This is a genomic window from Syntrophobacterales bacterium, from assembly GCA_019429105.1.
Classification (GTDB): domain Bacteria; phylum Desulfobacterota; class Syntrophia; order Syntrophales; family UBA5619; genus DYTH01.
The window spans coordinates 38,063-55,143 of the sequence record JAHYJE010000024.1 but is presented as its reverse complement, the minus strand read 5'-3'; the positions used below and the strand labels follow the sequence as shown (position 1 = coordinate 55,143).

The window sequence follows — 17,081 nt, the reverse complement described above, 5'->3', positions numbered from 1 at the left end:
TGGCCTGACGGATGAGCTTGCGCATGCTGAACTTGATCACCCGATTCCACGGACAGACAGAGTCGCACATCCCGCATTGGTAGCAGAACTTGAAAACCTCCCCGCCGTTTTCCTTGATGACGTCTATCATCTCCCTGTAAGGAGCCACTGTCTCCATTTGCTTTCCTTAATTTTTCTTAATAATTTCAGCCCTTCCGGGACAGGGACATCCGGGTAACGGCATCCGTTACCTTCTGCGGGCCATATTTGTTCACCAATGATTCCAATCCTATTTTTAAATCTTCCGGCTTTGCCTCTTTTTCCTTCCCCTGTTCCTCAAGAGTTTCTTCATAAGTCAGGGCGCCGAAAGTGCACGCCTGCACGCACATCGGCTCCGACAGGGGCGGTTCGTCTTCACACATGTCGCATTTTAGAGGAAGGCCGGAATCGGGTTCCTTGAAGTGCTCCCGGGAGGGGCAGGAAGCGCCGCAGAAGCTGCACTGGCTGTATTCTTTTTTATCGATAATATAAGATTGCCGGCCGCTGCATTCGGCGGGCGTATAATTGGTGGCGCGCACCGGAACGTACAAATCAGTCCGTTCATAAATGAGAACCCGAATCCGGGCCCTCGCCGGATTAATGCTGCTATATCTTGGCGACGCGTGGAAAGCGGCGCAGGAAAGCTCACAAGCCCGACAGCCAGTGCACTTATCAACATTAACTTTTATTTCTTTAACTGTTCTCTTTTTTACCCCGCCATTCACGGTTAGCACCCCCATCGACTTTATTGATGAACATGAAACTACGCTTCTTTCTCTTTTTCGGTCGAAGCAGCTTCGTTATCCTTCAGGATTCCCTTCTGGAGGAAGTCTTCGCTGACGTAGTCCAAGCCCAGTTTGTCCAACGTCTCTTTGGTAGGAATACCGTCTTTATTCCATCCCTTGAAGTCATAATAATCGTCAAGCAGCTTTTGCTCATAATCATGGTCTCTGATTGCCCAATGGTCTTCCGGAGGCTTTTCATCAATTCGTCTCATACCCCTCCGGACATTGAGGGCTCTGACTAAGGTCCGGTTTCTTTGAAACACCTCCCACAGCAGGGTTTCATCCATTTTTATTCCGGTCGAAAGCGAGATTAAGGGCGGCATATTGTGGATATGATATGCGGACCTTCCGCCAAACTGCCCTCCCCGGAATGACGACAGAAATCCGCAGATCCCGGTGGCATCATCGAGGTAATGCATCGCCTCGTTCCAATCGCAAATGGCGCAAGACGCCTCATTGGAGATTGTGTCGCGCTTTTCCCATTCCATGAAGTATTTTTTAAACTTTTCATTAGGCACCGAAACCCACCCATCTACAAACTCTTTTCGCTGCTCTATGGTGGGAAGGGGATCCTGGGGGAAAGAGCCTTCAATCTGGGTGATCGCCATCTTCTCACCCGTGGCCAACATGAGAAAATAAACGGGATTCAGCCTTCCCAGCTTGATCGGCAACTGCTCAAATCTTTTGATGGTATTATGATCATACGCCTCGGCGCCGTTGCCGATCTGACGCGCCGCCAAAGAAACGCCATTGGCCAGGATATCCCCGATCCCTTCCCGGCGGACGATCTTTTCCAGCAGATAGAAGAATCGTTCCCTGACGTTTACCGGCATTCCCGGGAAATCCTGGTCTTTCAAAATGCCGGCTTCGTACAGTTCAAGGGCAAAGGCGATGACCTGCGGCGTCGAGTATGAGTCCAAACCGTACTCCTGAGAAATGCCGAGTATCTCATAACTGAAGTCCAACTCTTGAAAGGCCGCCATATGATAGGTGTCTTTCCCGTAGCATTTGTAGGAGAATGTTGGTTTCCCTGGAAAGGAGATCACATTGTGGCAGACCTTGGAACAGTTATAGCAACTGGTCTGCCGGTTCATGTACTTATATTTGAGATTGCGCCATCTTTCCTCGAGCTCTTTGCTCCAGAAATCCCTTCTGCGCACCCGCGCATTGCCCCAGGAAAAATTGTTATGATGGAAGCTGTCATCCTCGTCGGTTGCCATCCAGTCTCCGACAGACGGGTTTTCCGCAATTGATTTCCGCAGGTTCTGGCACATCTCAAAAAGCTCTGTCGGCCTGGCGATATTAAGGTCCTTCGTCCCGCGAATCGCGATCGCCTTCAGCCGTTTATCGCCCATGATCGAGCCTACGCCGCGGGCCGCGCTGGAGTGGCTGTGATCGATGGAGGCCATATTGACCCTGTTTTCGCCGGCCGGGCCGATGGCCGCCACCTGAATTTTTTCGCTCTTCAAATCCCTTTTAATTTGTTCGGCAGTTTCCTGGCAGCCCATGCCCCGCAGATGACTGGCATCGCGTATTTCCACCTTGTCATTGTTTATCCACAAATAAACCAGTTCGGATGATCTGCCGCTGATGACTATTTTGTCATAACCGGCATGCTTGAGTTCCGCTCCAAAATATCCCCCCAATAGTGAATGCGCATGCAAGTTTGTCTGGGAAGAAAAGGTATTCACAACGGTGCGATTGGCGCCGGGAACGGGGGTGCCCACCAAAAGACCGGAGCTGAAAATGAGTACATTTTCGGGGGAGAAGGGTTCAACTCCCGCAGGAACCCTGTCCCACAGTATCCTGTCGGCAGTGCCCTGACCGCCCAGATGAAGCTCGGTCAATTTCGGGTCAGTTTCCACCCGGTCAATGCTTCCCAGGGATAGATCAATCTCCAAATTAAAACCTGTCTCTCCGTACCTCATTTTCTCCCCCTTCTTGATTGCCTGAACTCGTTGTAGATTGAATACCTATCTAACTGGATCAGGCATTTCATGCAAAACGGTCTTTTGCCTGTACAAGGCCAAGACTTAAATGCCGGTTAAATTTATAAAGCCTTGCTGCATTAATATTTATGCCATGGTTTCAGTAGCGAAGATCACTCTGGCGGCCCCTTTGAAAAGCGACCCAAGGAAAAACCTGATTTATGTCATAAGAGCCATTACCGCACTCCAAACTTGGTCGGGGTTCACAAACAGAATTGAAAAATAATGTCAAGTTTTTTGTGTGCAGCAGCAAAACCTGGAATCAAAGCCCGGGGGACAATTTTTCATTGGCGCCGTGCGGCATCGCTATTTACACATTAAACCGGAAATTGATGATCTCGCCGTCCTGAACAATATACTCCTTGCCCTCGAGACGGAGTTTCCCCTGGCTTCTGACCCCGGCGTAGCTGCCGCCGCAGGCGATGAACTCCTCGTAGCCAATAACCTCGGCCTTGATGAACCCCCGTTCGAAATCGTTATGGATGACCCCGGCGGCCTTCGGGGCCTTTGTTCCGGCGGGGATTACCCAGGCCTTGACCTCGTCCTCGCCGACGGTGAAGTAGGAAATCTGGCCGAGGAGGGAGAAAGCGGCTTTAATCACCCGGCCAAAGGCGGCCTCGGCGATGCCAAGCGACTGGAGAAATTCATTGCGTTCTCCCACGGGCAGGGCGATCAGCTCCGCCTCGATTTCACAGCAGATGCCGATGCCGGGAACAGCCGTTCCCAATGCCTGCAAAAAGGCATTGGCGACCGATGGATCGTCCTCCGGGGTATTGACGACCACAAGTTCCGGGCGAATTGTCCAGAAGGAAAAGCTCCTCAGGCCGTGCTTCTCTTCATCGGAAAGCGGCAATCCCCGTAGCGGCTTGCCGCCCTCGAGCTGTTCCAGAAGCCTCGGCAGAACCGCGGCGTGCAGGGCGTCCTGCGGGGGCAGCGGTTTTTTTGCCGTTTTGGCGAGCCGTTCCAGACGGTTTTCCACGATCAGCAGGTCGGAAAGGATCAGCTCGTCTTCAAGCTTGCGGTAGCGGCCAAGCGCCTCCGCGAGATCAAGTGCGGTGAAGGCGTCAACGATATGGACAAGCCCGTCAGCCCCGGAGAGGCTCTGACGGACGGCATTCCATGCCTTTTCCCCTGCGGCGTTAACATCGCTGAAGGGAATTCTGGCGGGCGAGACCTTGGCCGGCGCGAAGATTTCAACCAGCCTCTCGAAGCGGGGGTCGGGCACGGCCGCGAGCCCTCGCACGCAGATCTCACCGTGCAGGTCACGGCTCTTGACGCCGGTCATAATCTCAAACAGGGAGCTTTTCCCGCTTTGCGGCAGGCCGATAATTCCAATTTCCATTTATTGTTTCCTCAGGCAAAGGCCTTTTATGAAGATTACGCTGCGCTTTCAATACGGGCCATAGCCTCTTCCAGCCGTTTATCCGGCACAGTCAGCGAGATGCGGACAAATCCTTCGCCGTACTGCCCATAGGCGGTGCCTGATGCCACGACAACAGCCGCCTTCTCGAACAGGTGGTTGGTGAATTCCAGGGAACTCATCCCCTGCGGGGTCGGAATCCACAGGTAGAAAGTACCCTTGGGCGGATTGAAGTCTATCCCGATCTTGGCGAGCGTCTGTAAAACCCTTTTGCGGCGGGCAGCGTAAATCTGAAGCATGCGGTCTATGTTTCCGTCTTCGTTTCGCAGCGCTCGAATCCCGGCGAACTGGATCGGGTTGAAGATGCCGGAGTCGGTGTTTTCCTTGACCTTGCTCATCGCGGCAATCAGCTCCCTGTTGCCGATGGCCATGCCGATCCGCCAGCCGGTCATGTTGTAAGGTTTGGAAAGGGAGTTCAGCTCAACGCCCACCTCCTTCGCCCCCGCGGCGGACATGAAGCTCAATCGCTCCTGGCCTGGGAAGACAACCTCGCTGTAAGGGTTGTCGTAGCAAACGGCGATGTTGTTTTTCTTCGCGAAGATGACCAGCTTATCAAAAAAGTCACGGGTCGCGCAGGCCCCTGTCGGGTTATTCGGATAGTTCAAAAACATCCCCCGGGCCTTTTGCAGCACATCTTTGGGTATTTCCTCAAAGACGGGCAGATATCCATTTTCCGGCCGGATCGGAACACTCCAGGGAATGCCGCCCCCCAGCAGGATGCTTGCCCGGTAAGCCGGGTAACCGGGGTCGGTCATCAGCACAATGTCCCCGGGGTTGATGCAGGCCGTGATAAAATGGCGACAACCCTCCTTGGAACCGATGAGACCAAGTATCTCAGTCGCCGGGTCAAGGCTGACCTCATATCGCTTCTTGTACCAGGAGGCGACCTCCTGGCGAAAGGCGAACATCCCCTTCTCCTCGTCCGTCGGATAGCGGTGGTTTTCCGGGTCGCGGGCCTGAAGGCAGAGCTCCGCGATGATCGCCTCCGGGGTCGGCTCGACCGGGTCCCCGATCGCGAGACTGATCACGTCAACGCCGGCCGCCCTGGCGGCGGCGATCTTTTTCCTCAATTCCATAAACAGATAAGGCGGTATTTTTGTCAAACGCTCGGCAATCTGCACGCTCATTCCCCCTTCCTCCATGCTTCATCCCACAGTTTTCCCTGATATACGACAGCGACCTTTCCCTCTAAATAAACATCGGTAAAGCCGTCGTTCGTCTTTTTAAAGTATATTGTCAGTATTTCGCCGCTTTTTACGTGGACCGCAACCGGCGACTGGACGAAACCCTTGCAGGCGGCGAGCAGGGCCGAGGCGACGGAGCCGGTTCCACAGGCGAGGGTTTCATCCTCGACGCCCCGCTCGTAAGTCCGTACCCGAAGCGTGTGGTCGTCAACAACCAGGACAAAATTCGCGTTGGTTCCGGCTGGCTGGTAATGGGCATGCCGACGTATTTCCCGTCCGACATGAAAGACGTCGAACTGATCAATATCTTCTATAAAATGAATTGCATGGGGGACTCCGGTATCCACGCTGTGAACGGCAATGTCCCTTCCCCCGACCCTGATTTGGTCGTCCAGAGCAAGGCTGTGCGGGGCGGTCATATGGATCTTTGCGACATCGTCTTTTATCTCGGCATCGATGACGCCTGCAATCGTTTCAAAGGACATCCGCGGTCCGGCAATTCCCTTAAGGAAGGCAAAGCGCGCGGCGCAGCGCCCTCCGTTGCCGCACATCGCCGCTTCCGAACCATCGGCGTTGAAAAAACGCCAACGGAAATCAACCTTGGCGGAAGGTTCAATCACAATAAGGCCGTCCGCTCCAACGGAAACCTGCCGCGCACAGACGGTTTTTGCAAAGGAAGCCAGGTCTCCGACTTGAAGATTTCTGTCCATATTGTCGATGAATATGAAATCATTGCCGCTGCCGCTTAGCTTATAAAATTCAATCATAAGAACCTTTCTGTACGAGCGGTTCGTGAACCGTCCCTACCCAAACGATCAATCCGACTCCACTTCCGCTCTCGGGATTGCCGTGGGCAGATTTTCCGGGAGGATCGTCTCGACGCCATCGGGGGTTGTTCCTTCGAGAAAACATTCATAGATCACATCCTTGCCCGATCCCTGATCCGGCACACCGGTTTTTTGCCTGACCTTGACGAAAACGATTCCCTCCGGGGCGGGAAATTGCTCGGCAGGCGTTTCTTCCAAAGCCTTTTGTGCAAAATAGAGCCAGATCGGCGCCGCCGCCCGGCCACCCACCTCCTGTCGTCCCATCGATCTTTCCTGGTCGAATCCCACCCATGCCCCCGCAACCAGCGACGGGGTGAAACCGAGGAACCAGGCGTCGCGGGTATCGTCAGTTGTCCCGGTTTTCCCGGCCACCGGTCTTCCGAGCTTCTTTATCATCTGCGCCGTGCCGCTTTCCACGACATCCTGCATGACCCATGTCGTCACAAACGCGATCCGCGGGTCCATCACCTGTTCAGACCTGGGCTGGGTCTCTTCAAAGATATGTCCGGTGCGATCGACGATCTTTTTGATGAAGAAGGGCTGAACCCGCTGCCCCCCGTTGGCAAGCACCCCGTAAGCCTGGACAAGTTCCTGCAGGGTAACGCCGGCGGTGCCGAGGGCCAAAGAGAGGTTGCGTACCAAAGGCGAGGTTATTCCCATGTTTTTAGCATAGGAAATCGCGTAATCCACCCCTATTTCTTCCAGAATCTTGATCGAGATGATGTTCCGGGAATGGATCAGGCCATTGTGCAGCGTCGTCGGTCCGAGGAATTTCCGGTCAAAATTTTGAGGCGTCCACACCCCGTCCGGCTGCTGGGGATCGGGATAGACGATCGGGGAATCAATGATAACCGTGGAGGGCGTCATTCCCTTGTCGAAGGCGGCGGTGTAGATCAGCGGTTTAAAAGCCGAACCCGGCTGGCGCCGGGACTGAGTCGCCCGGTTGAACTCGCTGTGTTGGAAATTACGTCCTCCCACCATCGCCAGCACGGCGCCTGTTTTCGGATTCATCACGTACAGGGAACCCTGAAGCTCCCCTTTTTTGTAGCCTTCCCGCTCTTCTACTTCACTTACACCGCGTTCAACGGCATCCCGCGCCGCCAGCTGCATCTTGATGTCGAGCGTTGTGTAAACCTCCAGACCTTCCTTGTAAAGGACGTCTCCGCCGTATTTTCCCAGGATGTAGCGGCGAATGTTTTCAATGAAATAAGCGGCGATCTTGTCTTTTGGCTTTATCGAGCGCAACCGCACCCTTGTCGCCAGCGCCCGGTCCCGCTCTTTGGCCGTTATGTATCCATCCTCCAGCATCCTGGTGAGGACGTAGTTTTGCCTCTGGTAGGATTTGTCAGGGTGCAGGTAGGGGGAATAAGCGCTGGGCGCCTTTGGAAGTCCGGCCAAAATCGCGATTTCGCCCAGCGTCAGCTCTTTTACGCTTTTCCCGAAATATCCCTGGGAGGCCGCCTCGATCCCGTAGGTTCCGTGGCCGAGATAGATATGGTTCAGATAGAGGGTGATAATCTCCTCTTTGGTCAGATATTTTTCAATCTTGAGGGCGAGGAGCGCCTCTTTGATCTTGCGCGTGTAGCTCTTCTCCGGGGAGAGGTAAAGCAGTTTTGCCACCTGCTGGGTAATAGTGCTTCCCCCCTGGACGATGTGCCCCGCCCGGACATTCTTGAAAAAGGCCCGAAACAGGCTCTGCGTGTCGAAGCCGCCGTGCTGGAAAAAACGCGAGTCTTCGGCGGCGATAAAGGCCTGGATGGCCATCTTCGGGATATCCTCGTACTTGACAACCTTGCGGTTTTCGAGAAAAAACTCGTCAATCAGTTCGTTGTTGTCCGCATAGACCCTGGTCGTGATGCTCGGGCGGTAATCCTTCAGGGCTGCAATACTGGGCAGCTCCTGCAGCAGCGCGAAATATACCAGACTGCTTCCCGCGAGGGCGGCGCCGACAAAAAGCACTATAAAAGCAATAACGGCGATCCCCAGAAGGGAGCGGCGGGATGATCGCCTCTTCTTTACCGGGGTGTAATGTCTAAGCGTCATGATTGGTCGGCTTCCTCGTTTTCGGCTTCTTCGGGGGATGTTTTTTTCTTGCCGGCGAATTTTGTCAGAACAATGCTGACCTCATAGAGAACCAGGAGCGGACCCGCCATCAGAATCTGGCTGATGGCATCCGGGGACGGGGTGAGAATGGCGGCGGCGATAAAAATAATCAGAATTGCGTAGCGCCGCTGCTTTGCCAGCATCTTTGAGTTGACGACCCCGATCTTGGCAAGAAAAAACATGAATACCGGCATCTCGAAACTGAGACCGAAGGCGAGCAGAAATTTAAGCGTCAAACTCAAATATTCACGAAACGAGATCATCGGCTTTAAAAAGTCGGTTGAAAAGCTGACAAAAAAACGAAAGGCCGGCGGCAGCGCGATAAAATAACCGAACAGCACCCCGCCGGCAAAAAGGAGGGAGGAGAAAAAGACAAACGGAACGACTGTCCGTTTTTCCTTTTTGTAAAGCCCGGGAGAGACGAAGCGCCAGATCTCGAACAGGGTGTAAGGGGCCGTCAGCAAAATGGAAGCGAAAAAGGCAATCTTCATGTGAATGAAAAAAGCCTCCGGAAGGCCCGTGAAGATCATCGAACTTTGCGCCGGCAGCGCCTCTACCAGCGGTTTGGTGATTACCCTGAAGGACCAGTCCTTAAACAGATAGCAGACCCCGAAGCCGACGCCGATTACGATCAGCACCCTGATCAGACGCGCCTTCAACTCTTCAAGGTGCGAGGTCAGGGGCAGTTTTTCTTCTTCTTCTGAATTTTCCGTTTCCATAGATTTATCGGTAAAAAAATGTTTAGAGGCGCCTGCGGAAGGCTATTCATGAGGTTTGGGTTCGGCGTCTTTGGGGGAATTCTTTTTATCCTCGGCCGCGGTAGAATCGGAAGCGGCGTTTTTTGTCTCTTCCTTGCCGCCATGAAGCAGGGCCTCTTTTATGCCGTCCATGTCCTTTTTCAACTCGTCGGTTTTCAGAGTTTCCTTGATCGTTTCCGTGGCGCCGTCGGCCGCCCTGCGGAATTCAGAAAGTCCCTTGCCCAATGCTTTGGCAATATCAGGCAGCTTCTTGGGGCCCACCACAAGCAATGCGACTACCGCGATTACCAACAACTCCGGCATACCAATACCAAACATGACCCACACCTATAACGAATCAAACGTTCAATTCTTTCGGGTTTCTGGAGATTCCCGAGTGCATTTTCCTTGCCGCTTATAACCGCATGAGGGAAATTTTGTCAATAGCTTTTCCGGGGTTGCCGGTTTTTCCGGGGGACGGGGCTGCCCGGACAGGCATCGCATAAAAGAGTTTGACAGCGGCCAGCCTCACATATTAGTAACAACCAAAGTCCCGCTGGGGAAGCAGCGGGGAAAACGATCTTTTCTCCCTTGACGATTGTGATCGCGACTACACCAGCGGAACGAGGATATCGCTGATTTCCCGTGATATTCCCGATTATGGAGACATTGCGAAGGCGCTTCCCTGGATGCAGCGGCTCCCGGAACGTTTGCCCTTCATCAATGATACAGGAAAGAGATGGCAAAAAATACCGGAATTGTTAAAAATGCTCAATATGTGCGGCACGGCGGCGTCTTCAGCCCGCCCGAGTCTCCCGAGCGGTTGACGGCGATCTACGAGATGCTCGAAAATCCCGATATGTCGTGGAAATTCAGCAATATCGAGGCGAGATACGCCCTGCAAAACGAATTGGAGCGGGTGCACCTCCCCGCGTATATCGAGGCTGTCGCTGCTACGACGGGAAAGACCCTGACGATGCTCGATCCCGACACCGCCGCAACTTCCGAAACGTTCGCTACGGCAAGGCTGGCCGCAGGCGGGGTTATTGCCGCCATTGACAGCGTTGTTTCCGGGGAGACGGACAACGCCTTCGCCCTGGTGCGACCGCCTGGTCATCATGCGCAGGGAAAGGATGCGGCGGGTTTTTGCATCTTCAACAACATAGCCATCGGGGCCATGCACGCCATGGCCCGGCTGGGGATGAAGCGCGTTTTGATCGTTGATTGGGATCTCCATCATGGCAACGGCACGCAGAATGCCTTTTATGATGATAAACAGGTGCTGTATTTTTCGACGCATCAGTCTCCCGCCTACCCGGGGACGGGCCGCCCGGAGGAAATCGGGCAGGGGGAGGGCGCCGGCTATACGATCAACGTTCCCCTGCGGCCCGGTGCGGGCGATGCCGCATACATAAGAGTTTTCCAAGATATTCTTCTGCCGGTAGCCCATAAATTCCGCCCGGAGCTTATCCTGGTTTCGGCAGGGTTCGACCCTTATGAAGGCGATCCGCTCGGGGAGATGAGGGTGACGCCCGCGGGCTTTGCCTGCCTGGCCCGCCTGCTGCTCGATCTTGCGGAAGAAGTTTGCGGTGGTCGCATTGTTGCGGCGCTGGAAGGCGGGTATAATGTTCAGGGTTTGGTAAAATGCGTGCGGGCGGTTTTGCTGGAGTTTCTCGGAGAAACCCGGACCACGCCCGAAGCGGTGGCGCGTCTGGCGGGCAAGGCCAATTTGGATAACGAACCGGCAATAGAAAAAGTGCGGAAGCTGCAAGCGGCCTATTGGCCGATTTTAAAGGGATAACGCCATCAATGTCTCATCCCGGCAATCCGGGTTTTCACGGGGCAGCAGAAGATTGGGAAGCCTTCGGCAGCGGCGCCGCAATCGCTTGATCAGTTTGTCGTATCGCCAATAAATTTACCTTGACAAAAGATTGGTTGGAAGGCATATGAACAGCAGCTTAGCGATTTGAAGGAGCAAGTATTTGATAACATTTTCCGAAGCGGAATTGAGGGCTAAGGTTGTTAAGGCGATGGGCCATCCCGTGCGGATGATGGTCATCGGATTTATCCTGGATGGTGAACGCTCCTTTTCCGAAATATTTAAATTATTCAATTTGGATAAATCCACTATTTCCAAACATCTGCTTGTTCTGAAAGAATCAGGCATCATTTCTTCACGGAAAGTCGGCAGGGAAATGATCTACAGACTCGAAGTGCCGTGTGTGGCGAATTTCTTTTCGTGTGCGACGGCCGTTGTTCAAAACAAGGTGGAGAAGCAATTGGAGGGGCTGAAGAGATAAACCGTAATTATGGATCGACAGCGACAGGAAGCGGAAACATTTGCCAATTTTGACGGCAATTTCTCAGTGGGGAGACGATTTTTTTGTTCAAGGATTTTTTGAAACACATATTCCCCCGGATTGTACTGCTGGGCAATCTGCGGTTAACCTATACCTTCTGCCTGGGCGGGCCGGCCTTTACCTCGTTTTTACTGCTTATCGCCTCCGGGTTGCTGCTCCTTTTCTATTAGCAGCCCGCGCCGGAACGGGCGTTTCAATCCATCCTGTTTCTGGAAGAATCTGTCTGGGGGGGCGGTATCTGAGGAGTCTGCACCGGCTTTCTTCCCACCTTTTTCTCGTCCTCATTTTTCTCCACACCCTGCGGGTCATTCTTACCGGGGCCTACCGCAAGCCGCGCGAGCTCAACTGGGTGATCGGGTTTTCACTCCTCTGCATTACGATTTTCGATGCTTACACCGGCTATCTGCTGCCGCTGGACCAGCTCAGCCTGTGGGCGACCCAGACGGGGATGGAGCTGGTCGGGACAACGTTTCTGGGGCCCCCGGTGCGGGGGATCCTCGTGCCCGACGGAGTCGGCCAGCCGCTGTCGCTGCTGCGCTTTTACATACTGCACATCGTGCTGCTGCCGCTTTCGGTGCTCTCTCTTTCCGGCCTCCATTTTTACCGTATCCGGAAGGACCGGGGGAAAAAACTTCTGGAGCGACTCTCCTGTCGGCGCTGTCATCGTTACGAGGAAAAGGGAAATCGGCTGGCGGGCAGTCTCGATGTGACGGGAGCGACGGGAAAGGCCCGTGATATCTACGAGTCAATCAGGGCGCCGGTGCTCTTTATGCCGAACTTCCATGCAAGCGACGTCCAGATTGCCGATCTGGTGAATGCCATCCTGGCGCGTGTAAAATTTGCAAAGCCGCCGACGGGAGAAACCGCCCTCGCAGTTCATTTTCAGGACGTGAAAAATATCCGAAAGAACGTATTTGCCGGACAATGCGGCAAGTGCCACAAAATCCTCAGCGAACGAGCGGGCGGACTGGGGAGCGGCTATATTGGCCCGAACCTCTCCGGTCTCTTTTCCGAATTTTATCCCCGGACATATCGTGACGCGGAATCGTGGAATCCCGACAGGCTGAAGAAATGGCTGGAAAATCCTCGTGATATCAGGATAAACGCCATGATGCCGCCGGTACGGCTTGCACCCGAAGAGTTTGAGCAACTGCTGGGAATCATCCAGCTCGATAAATCCTCGCCCGATGCACCCAGGTAGTTTTTAAGCGTTGAATATTCGGTTGATTGAAGTGGGCTCCCCCCTTCTCTTGCATGTTGTAAGTACAGCGATTCCTTTTTGATGGCATTATCAGAAAATCAGAACCCTTTGCTCTATAGCCAATTGCATTGTCTTCAGAAATGTGTATATATACATCTACACATGAAGTGTATGGTCTGCTTTTTATGATCGTTAAACCTCTATAAGAGAAAGGGCTGAGGGAACAAATCATGAAAAATGTTAACGCGTTGAAGATAAGAAATCAGTTAGGCGCAATCTTGGAGGAACTCAGCGAAACCGGAGAGCCGGTACTTATCAGCAAGGGACGAAAGGTTCAGGCCGTGTTGGTTACCCCCGAACAGTTTGAAAGACGGTTTCTCGATTTTCAGACGGAAGAAAAAAAGCGGAAGCTTCTTGAGAAGATAGAATCCCTTCGGGCCGGGCGAATCGGGGGAAAAGGCAGCACGGATGTGCTGCGAGAGTTAAGAGGGTATGAAGTATGATCTGGATCGTGGACGCCTCCGTTACCGTGAAGTGGTTTCTTGCAGAAGAGCGCAATTCCCCTGCCGATGCCGTATTGGAGCGCTGGATCGATCAGCCGGAATTTTTTGCGATTCCGGAACTGTTCTGTTTTGAGGTGTTTTCCGTTCTTTGTCGCATTCATCCCCGCGGGCGTGAAGTTTTCGTTGAGGGCGTTCTGCCGATGATTCAGGGGGGAGTCCTCCGGCAGCCAATGACCGAGCAACTGGCCAGCGATGCGGCAAACTTCGTGGCGGACGGGCTCACCGGTTACGACGCGTGTTACGCGGCGCTTGCCCGCCAGTTGGGAGGCATCTGGCTCACCTTCGATGCGCGTGCTCATCGCCTGATCGCCTCCGAGGCCATTTCTCACAATCTGGCCGAAGGCCTGCCGGCGGGGTGGCTTTAATTGCTTAAATATCTCTAACAGAAAATGAAAAACTTGACGCTGCCGTGTGCATCTTTGCCGCCGAGGTATTGATGTAGCTCGCCCGAATAAAAATTATTTTAAAACCTGACCCGTTTGGACACCATGCGGTAAAAACGGCTTGATTTTCACGGCTGAAAGAAATATTACTCCCGAACATTATATGGGTAAGTTGGCGGCGCGGTTTCGCCGTTGGATAATTGAAAAACGAGGTGATTTAATTGGATAATATCAAAATTAGCAAGGATCAAGTCGCCTGGGTGGCCCATTTGGCAAGGCTCGAATTCAAGGAAGAGGAAACGGAAAAATTCACCGCCCAGATGAACGATATCCTCAGTTATATGGATAAGCTCTCCGAGGTGGATACGGCCGGGGTGACGCCGCTGGCCAACGCGACTCTGCGCAAGAACGCCTTCCGGACGGACGTCGTCGGAGAGTCCCTTCCCCCGGAGCAGTCGCTTGCCAATGCGCCGGAGACGCGCGGCGGTTTTTTCCAGGTGCCGAAGATAATCGAATAACGAGGAGAAATCGCGACAAAGCGTCACGCCGGTGCAAAGCGGAGCTCACGGGATATCAAAGGTTGTTCCCCATCAAGAGAAGAAAGAGAAATGCTTTATGGAATTGAATCAACTGACAATTCACGAACTTAAAGAAAAACTCCGTTCCGGCGCGACCACCGCCGAGGAGATAACGGCCTCATCCTTTGCCCGAATTGAGGCGGTGGAAAAGGATGTCCATGCGTATATCACGCTGATGAAAGAAACGGCCTTTGCCGAGGCGAAGCGGGCTGACGCGGCGATTAAAAAAGGCGAAGGCGGGCTTTTGTCCGGCATCCCGATCGCGCTGAAGGACATCGCCTGTACAAAAGGAACCCTTACGACCTGCGGCTCCCGGATGCTTGCCAATTTCGTGCCGCCGTACGACGCGGCCGTCATCGAGAAACTGCGCGCGGCGGGGGCGGTATTCATCGGCAAGACCAACATGGATGAATTTGCAATGGGTTCCTCCACCGAGACATCTTATTACGGAACATCCAGAAACCCTTGGGATCTTTCGAGAATTCCCGGTGGCTCCAGCGGCGGCTCGGCTGCGGCGGTCGCGGCCGACGAGTGCATTGCCGCAATCGGCTCCGATACGGGCGGTTCGATCCGTCAGCCGGCGGCTCTCTGCGGCATCGTCGGAATGAAGCCCACCTACGGCCGGGTTTCCCGGTATGGGCTCATTGCCTTTGCCTCTTCTCTCGACCAGATCGGCCCGTTCACGAAGGACGTCGAGGATTGCGCGCTCATGATGAACGTGCTTGCCGGTTACGACAATCGCGATTCCACGTCGGCTGATCAGGAAGTGCCCGATTACCGGCAGTTTCTCGGCAAGGGAATCGCTGGCTGGAAAGTTGGCATTCCGAAGGAGTATTTTGTCGGCGGGCTCGACCCCGAGGTTGAGAAGGCGGTCCGCGGGGCAATCAAAACCATCGAGGAAGCCGGCGCCCAATGCGTGGAGATTTCGCTTCCCCATACCGAATACTGTCTCGCCGTTTACTATATCGTGGCGCCGGCGGAGGCCTCCTCGAATCTGGCCCGCTACGACGGAGTTAAATACGGTTTCCGCTTTCCGCAGGGGCGCGACTTGCTCGACACGTATAAAAAGACCCGTTCGGCGGGGTTTGGAAACGAGGTAAAAAGGCGCATTATGATCGGTACTTATGCGCTTTCATCGGGGTATTATGACGCCTATTACAAGAAGGCCTCTCAGGTGCGCTCGCTGATCAAACGGGATTTCGACCTGGCATTCCAGACCTGCGATGCGCTTCTGACGCCGACAACGCCGACCCCGGCCTTTCGCATCGGCGAAAAAACGGATGACCCGATGCAGATGTATCTTTCCGATCTTTTTACCATTTCGACAAATCTTGCGGGAATTCCTGGTATATCAGTCCCCTGCGGCTACAGCGCCTCCAGCCTGCCGATCGGGGTGCAGTTTCTGGCGGGGCACTTCCAGGAGGGCCGTTTGCTCCAGATCGCCTCGGCCTATGAAAAATACGCCCAAATCGAGAAAAGGAGACCGAATCTCTAATGAATTTTGAACCTGTAATCGGGCTGGAGGTGCACGCCCAGCTTTTGACTGATACGAAGATCTTCTGCGGCTGCTCCACCAAATTCGGCGCGGAGCCGAACAGCCATACCTGTCCGGTTTGCCTCGGGATGCCCGGGGTGCTGCCGGTGCTGAACAAAAAGGTCGTCGATTTTCTGCTGAAAATGGCGATGGCAACCAATTGCCAGATCAACCGGGAATCGAGTTTCGCCCGAAAAAACTATTTTTATCCAGATCTTCCGAAGGGCTACCAGATATCCCAATACGCCGAGCCGCCCGTTGAACATGGCTGGATCGAAATCGAAACCGAGGGCGGCAAAAAGCGGATCGGGATAACCCGGATCCACATGGAAGAGGATGCCGGCAAGCTGATTCACGACGAAAACAGCCCGGTAAGCTATGTCGATCTGAACCGCACCGGGGTGCCCCTGATCGAGATTGTCGGCGATCCTGACCTGCGCAGCGCCGAGGAAGCGGCGGCTTATCTCCGGCGGATTCACGAAATCCTTGTTTATTTGGAGATCTGCGACGGCAACATGGAGGAGGGGAGCTTCCGCTGCGACGCGAATATCTCCCTGCGTCCGGTTGGGCAGAAGGAATTCGGCACCAGGACCGAGCTCAAGAACATGAATTCCTTCCGGAATGTTCAGCGTGCCCTCGAATACGAGCTCAAACGTCAGCAATACCTGCTCGAAAGCGGCGGTGTGGTGGTCCAGGAAACCCGTCTGTGGGACGATGCTGCGGGGGTGACCAAAGCGATGCGGAGCAAGGAGGAGGCCCACGACTACCGCTACTTCCCCGAACCTGATCTTGTCCCCATAGTGGTTGACGACGAATGGCAAGACGAAATCCGCCGCGCCCTGCCGGAGTTGCCCCTGGAAAAGCGGGAGCGTTTTTCCAGCGAATACCAGCTTTCCGCCTATGACGCCGGGGTGCTTACCCAAAGCCGGGCGCTTGCCGACTATTTTGAGGAGGTTGCCCGCCTTTCCGGCCAGCCGAAGGCCGCCGCGAACTGGGTGACGGGAGATATCCTGAGATTTTTGAACGACGAGAAGAAAACCGTCGGGGAGTGCCCGGTTGCCCCGGCCAATCTCGCCGCGATGATCAGCCTGATTCAGGCAGGGACGATCAGCGGCAAGATGGCCAAGGATATCAGCGAGGCGATGTACAAAACCGGCGGGACACCGGAGGAGATCATCAGGGAAAAGGGGCTCGTCCAGATCACCGACGGGGATGCCCTGACTGCTGCGCTTTCCGAAATTCTGGCAAAAAACCCCGACCAGGTTGCCCAGTATCAGTCCGGAAAGGAAAAGCTCTTCGGTTTCTTTGTCGGCCAGGCGATGAAGGCGACGGGCGGCAAGGCCAACCCCCGGATGCTTAACGACCTGCTGCAAAAAATGCTGGCAAAACATTAATGAATC

General features: G+C 54.2%; 17 protein-coding genes. 8 read left to right on the top strand and 9 right to left on the bottom strand.

The genetic code is table 11. The features are described 5' to 3' along the window. The 9 genes from K0B01_09630 to tatB all read right to left on the bottom strand — a co-directional run. The coding region (locus tag K0B01_09630) for a 4Fe-4S dicluster domain-containing protein (protein MBW6486396.1) at positions 1–157 on the bottom strand (157 nt) is incomplete at its 3' end. Between the two features lie 28 nt (positions 158–185). After that, positions 186–758, bottom strand: coding sequence for a (4Fe-4S)-binding protein (locus tag K0B01_09625; GenBank protein MBW6486395.1), 573 nt, complete (start codon positions 756–758; stop codon positions 186–188). A gap of 23 nt (positions 759–781) precedes the next feature. Beyond that, positions 782–2,731 carry an aldehyde dehydrogenase gene (locus K0B01_09620; protein MBW6486394.1) on the bottom strand — a complete coding sequence of 650 codons (1,950 nt, stop codon included), beginning with the start codon at positions 2,729–2,731 and terminating at the stop codon, positions 782–784. 370 nt (positions 2,732–3,101) lie between these two features. Beyond that, complete coding sequence (locus K0B01_09615) at positions 3,102–4,133, bottom strand: YchF family ATPase (protein MBW6486393.1); 1,032 nt, start codon at positions 4,131–4,133, stop codon at positions 3,102–3,104. Positions 4,134–4,168: 35 nt separating this feature from the next. Further along, a complete protein-coding gene (locus K0B01_09610; GenBank protein MBW6486392.1) occupies positions 4,169–5,332 on the bottom strand; it encodes an LL-diaminopimelate aminotransferase in 1,164 nt (387 codons plus the stop codon). A 2-nt stretch (positions 5,333–5,334) separates the two neighbouring features. Next, positions 5,335–6,162, bottom strand: coding sequence for a diaminopimelate epimerase (gene dapF, locus K0B01_09605; protein ID MBW6486391.1), 828 nt, complete (start codon positions 6,160–6,162; stop codon positions 5,335–5,337). 48 nt (positions 6,163–6,210) lie between these two features. Continuing rightward, the gene (locus K0B01_09600; protein MBW6486390.1) at positions 6,211–8,265 is read right to left on the bottom strand and encodes a PBP1A family penicillin-binding protein; all 2,055 of its coding nucleotides are present in this window, start codon (positions 8,263–8,265) and stop codon (positions 6,211–6,213) included. After that, entirely contained in the window at positions 8,262–9,044 is a 783-nt protein-coding gene (tatC, locus tag K0B01_09595; GenBank protein ID MBW6486389.1) for a twin-arginine translocase subunit TatC, read from the bottom strand. The genes K0B01_09600 and tatC overlap by 4 nt, the downstream gene beginning before the upstream one ends. A gap of 42 nt (positions 9,045–9,086) precedes the next feature. After that, on the bottom strand, positions 9,087–9,401 hold the full coding sequence (tatB, locus tag K0B01_09590) for a Sec-independent protein translocase protein TatB (GenBank protein MBW6486388.1): 315 nt from the start codon (positions 9,399–9,401) through the stop codon (positions 9,087–9,089). Between the two features lie 400 nt (positions 9,402–9,801). On the opposite strand from tatB, the gene K0B01_09585 reads away from it, so the two are divergent. The 8 genes from K0B01_09585 (at position 9,802) to gatB (ending at position 17,075) form a co-directional block, all read left to right on the top strand. Further along, positions 9,802–10,863 carry a histone deacetylase gene (locus K0B01_09585; GenBank protein MBW6486387.1) on the top strand — a complete coding sequence of 354 codons (1,062 nt, stop codon included), beginning with the start codon at positions 9,802–9,804 and terminating at the stop codon, positions 10,861–10,863. 181 nt (positions 10,864–11,044) lie between these two features. Further along, the gene (locus K0B01_09580; GenBank protein ID MBW6486386.1) at positions 11,045–11,362 is read left to right on the top strand and encodes a metalloregulator ArsR/SmtB family transcription factor; all 318 of its coding nucleotides are present in this window, start codon (positions 11,045–11,047) and stop codon (positions 11,360–11,362) included. Between the two features lie 40 nt (positions 11,363–11,402). Further along, positions 11,403–12,623, top strand: a complete 1,221-nt coding sequence (locus K0B01_09575) for a cytochrome b N-terminal domain-containing protein (GenBank protein ID MBW6486385.1) — start codon at positions 11,403–11,405, stop codon at positions 12,621–12,623. Positions 12,624–12,853: 230 nt separating this feature from the next. After that, positions 12,854–13,126, top strand: coding sequence for a type II toxin-antitoxin system Phd/YefM family antitoxin (locus K0B01_09570; GenBank protein MBW6486384.1), 273 nt, complete (start codon positions 12,854–12,856; stop codon positions 13,124–13,126). Beyond that, complete coding sequence (locus K0B01_09565; GenBank protein ID MBW6486383.1) at positions 13,123–13,551, top strand: type II toxin-antitoxin system VapC family toxin; 429 nt, start codon at positions 13,123–13,125, stop codon at positions 13,549–13,551. Before K0B01_09570 ends, K0B01_09565 begins: the two co-directional genes overlap by 4 nt. A gap of 248 nt (positions 13,552–13,799) precedes the next feature. Then, on the top strand, positions 13,800–14,087 hold the full coding sequence (gatC, locus tag K0B01_09560) for an Asp-tRNA(Asn)/Glu-tRNA(Gln) amidotransferase subunit GatC (protein ID MBW6486382.1): 288 nt from the start codon (positions 13,800–13,802) through the stop codon (positions 14,085–14,087). A gap of 97 nt (positions 14,088–14,184) precedes the next feature. Then, positions 14,185–15,642 carry an Asp-tRNA(Asn)/Glu-tRNA(Gln) amidotransferase subunit GatA gene (gene gatA, locus K0B01_09555; GenBank protein MBW6486381.1) on the top strand — a complete coding sequence of 486 codons (1,458 nt, stop codon included), beginning with the start codon at positions 14,185–14,187 and terminating at the stop codon, positions 15,640–15,642. Continuing rightward, complete coding sequence (gatB, locus tag K0B01_09550; protein ID MBW6486380.1) at positions 15,642–17,075, top strand: Asp-tRNA(Asn)/Glu-tRNA(Gln) amidotransferase subunit GatB; 1,434 nt, start codon at positions 15,642–15,644, stop codon at positions 17,073–17,075. The genes gatA and gatB overlap by 1 nt, the downstream gene beginning before the upstream one ends. The last annotated feature ends 6 nt before the right edge of the window (positions 17,076–17,081 follow it).

Excerpts from the sequence above, each read along its gene's own strand:
- dapF (MBW6486391.1), bottom strand. The coding sequence starts at position 6,162 with ATGATTGAATTTTATAAGCTAAGCGGCAGCGGCAATGATTTCATATTC.
- K0B01_09615 (MBW6486393.1), bottom strand. The coding sequence starts at position 4,133 with ATGGAAATTGGAATTATCGGCCTGCCGCAAAGCGGGAAAAGCTCCCTG.
- K0B01_09565 (MBW6486383.1), top strand. The coding sequence starts at position 13,123 with ATGATCTGGATCGTGGACGCCTCCGTTACCGTGAAGTGGTTTCTTGCA.
- K0B01_09600 (MBW6486390.1), bottom strand. The coding sequence starts at position 8,265 with ATGACGCTTAGACATTACACCCCGGTAAAGAAGAGGCGATCATCCCGC.
- K0B01_09620 (MBW6486394.1), bottom strand. The coding sequence starts at position 2,731 with ATGAGGTACGGAGAGACAGGTTTTAATTTGGAGATTGATCTATCCCTG.
- K0B01_09625 (MBW6486395.1), bottom strand. The coding sequence starts at position 758 with ATGGGGGTGCTAACCGTGAATGGCGGGGTAAAAAAGAGAACAGTTAAA.
- tatC (MBW6486389.1), bottom strand. The coding sequence starts at position 9,044 with ATGGAAACGGAAAATTCAGAAGAAGAAGAAAAACTGCCCCTGACCTCG.
- K0B01_09585 (MBW6486387.1), top strand. The coding sequence starts at position 9,802 with ATGGCAAAAAATACCGGAATTGTTAAAAATGCTCAATATGTGCGGCAC.
- tatB (MBW6486388.1), bottom strand. The coding sequence starts at position 9,401 with ATGTTTGGTATTGGTATGCCGGAGTTGTTGGTAATCGCGGTAGTCGCA.
- gatB (MBW6486380.1), top strand. The coding sequence starts at position 15,642 with ATGAATTTTGAACCTGTAATCGGGCTGGAGGTGCACGCCCAGCTTTTG.
- gatA (MBW6486381.1), top strand. The coding sequence starts at position 14,185 with ATGGAATTGAATCAACTGACAATTCACGAACTTAAAGAAAAACTCCGT.
- K0B01_09570 (MBW6486384.1), top strand. The coding sequence starts at position 12,854 with ATGAAAAATGTTAACGCGTTGAAGATAAGAAATCAGTTAGGCGCAATC.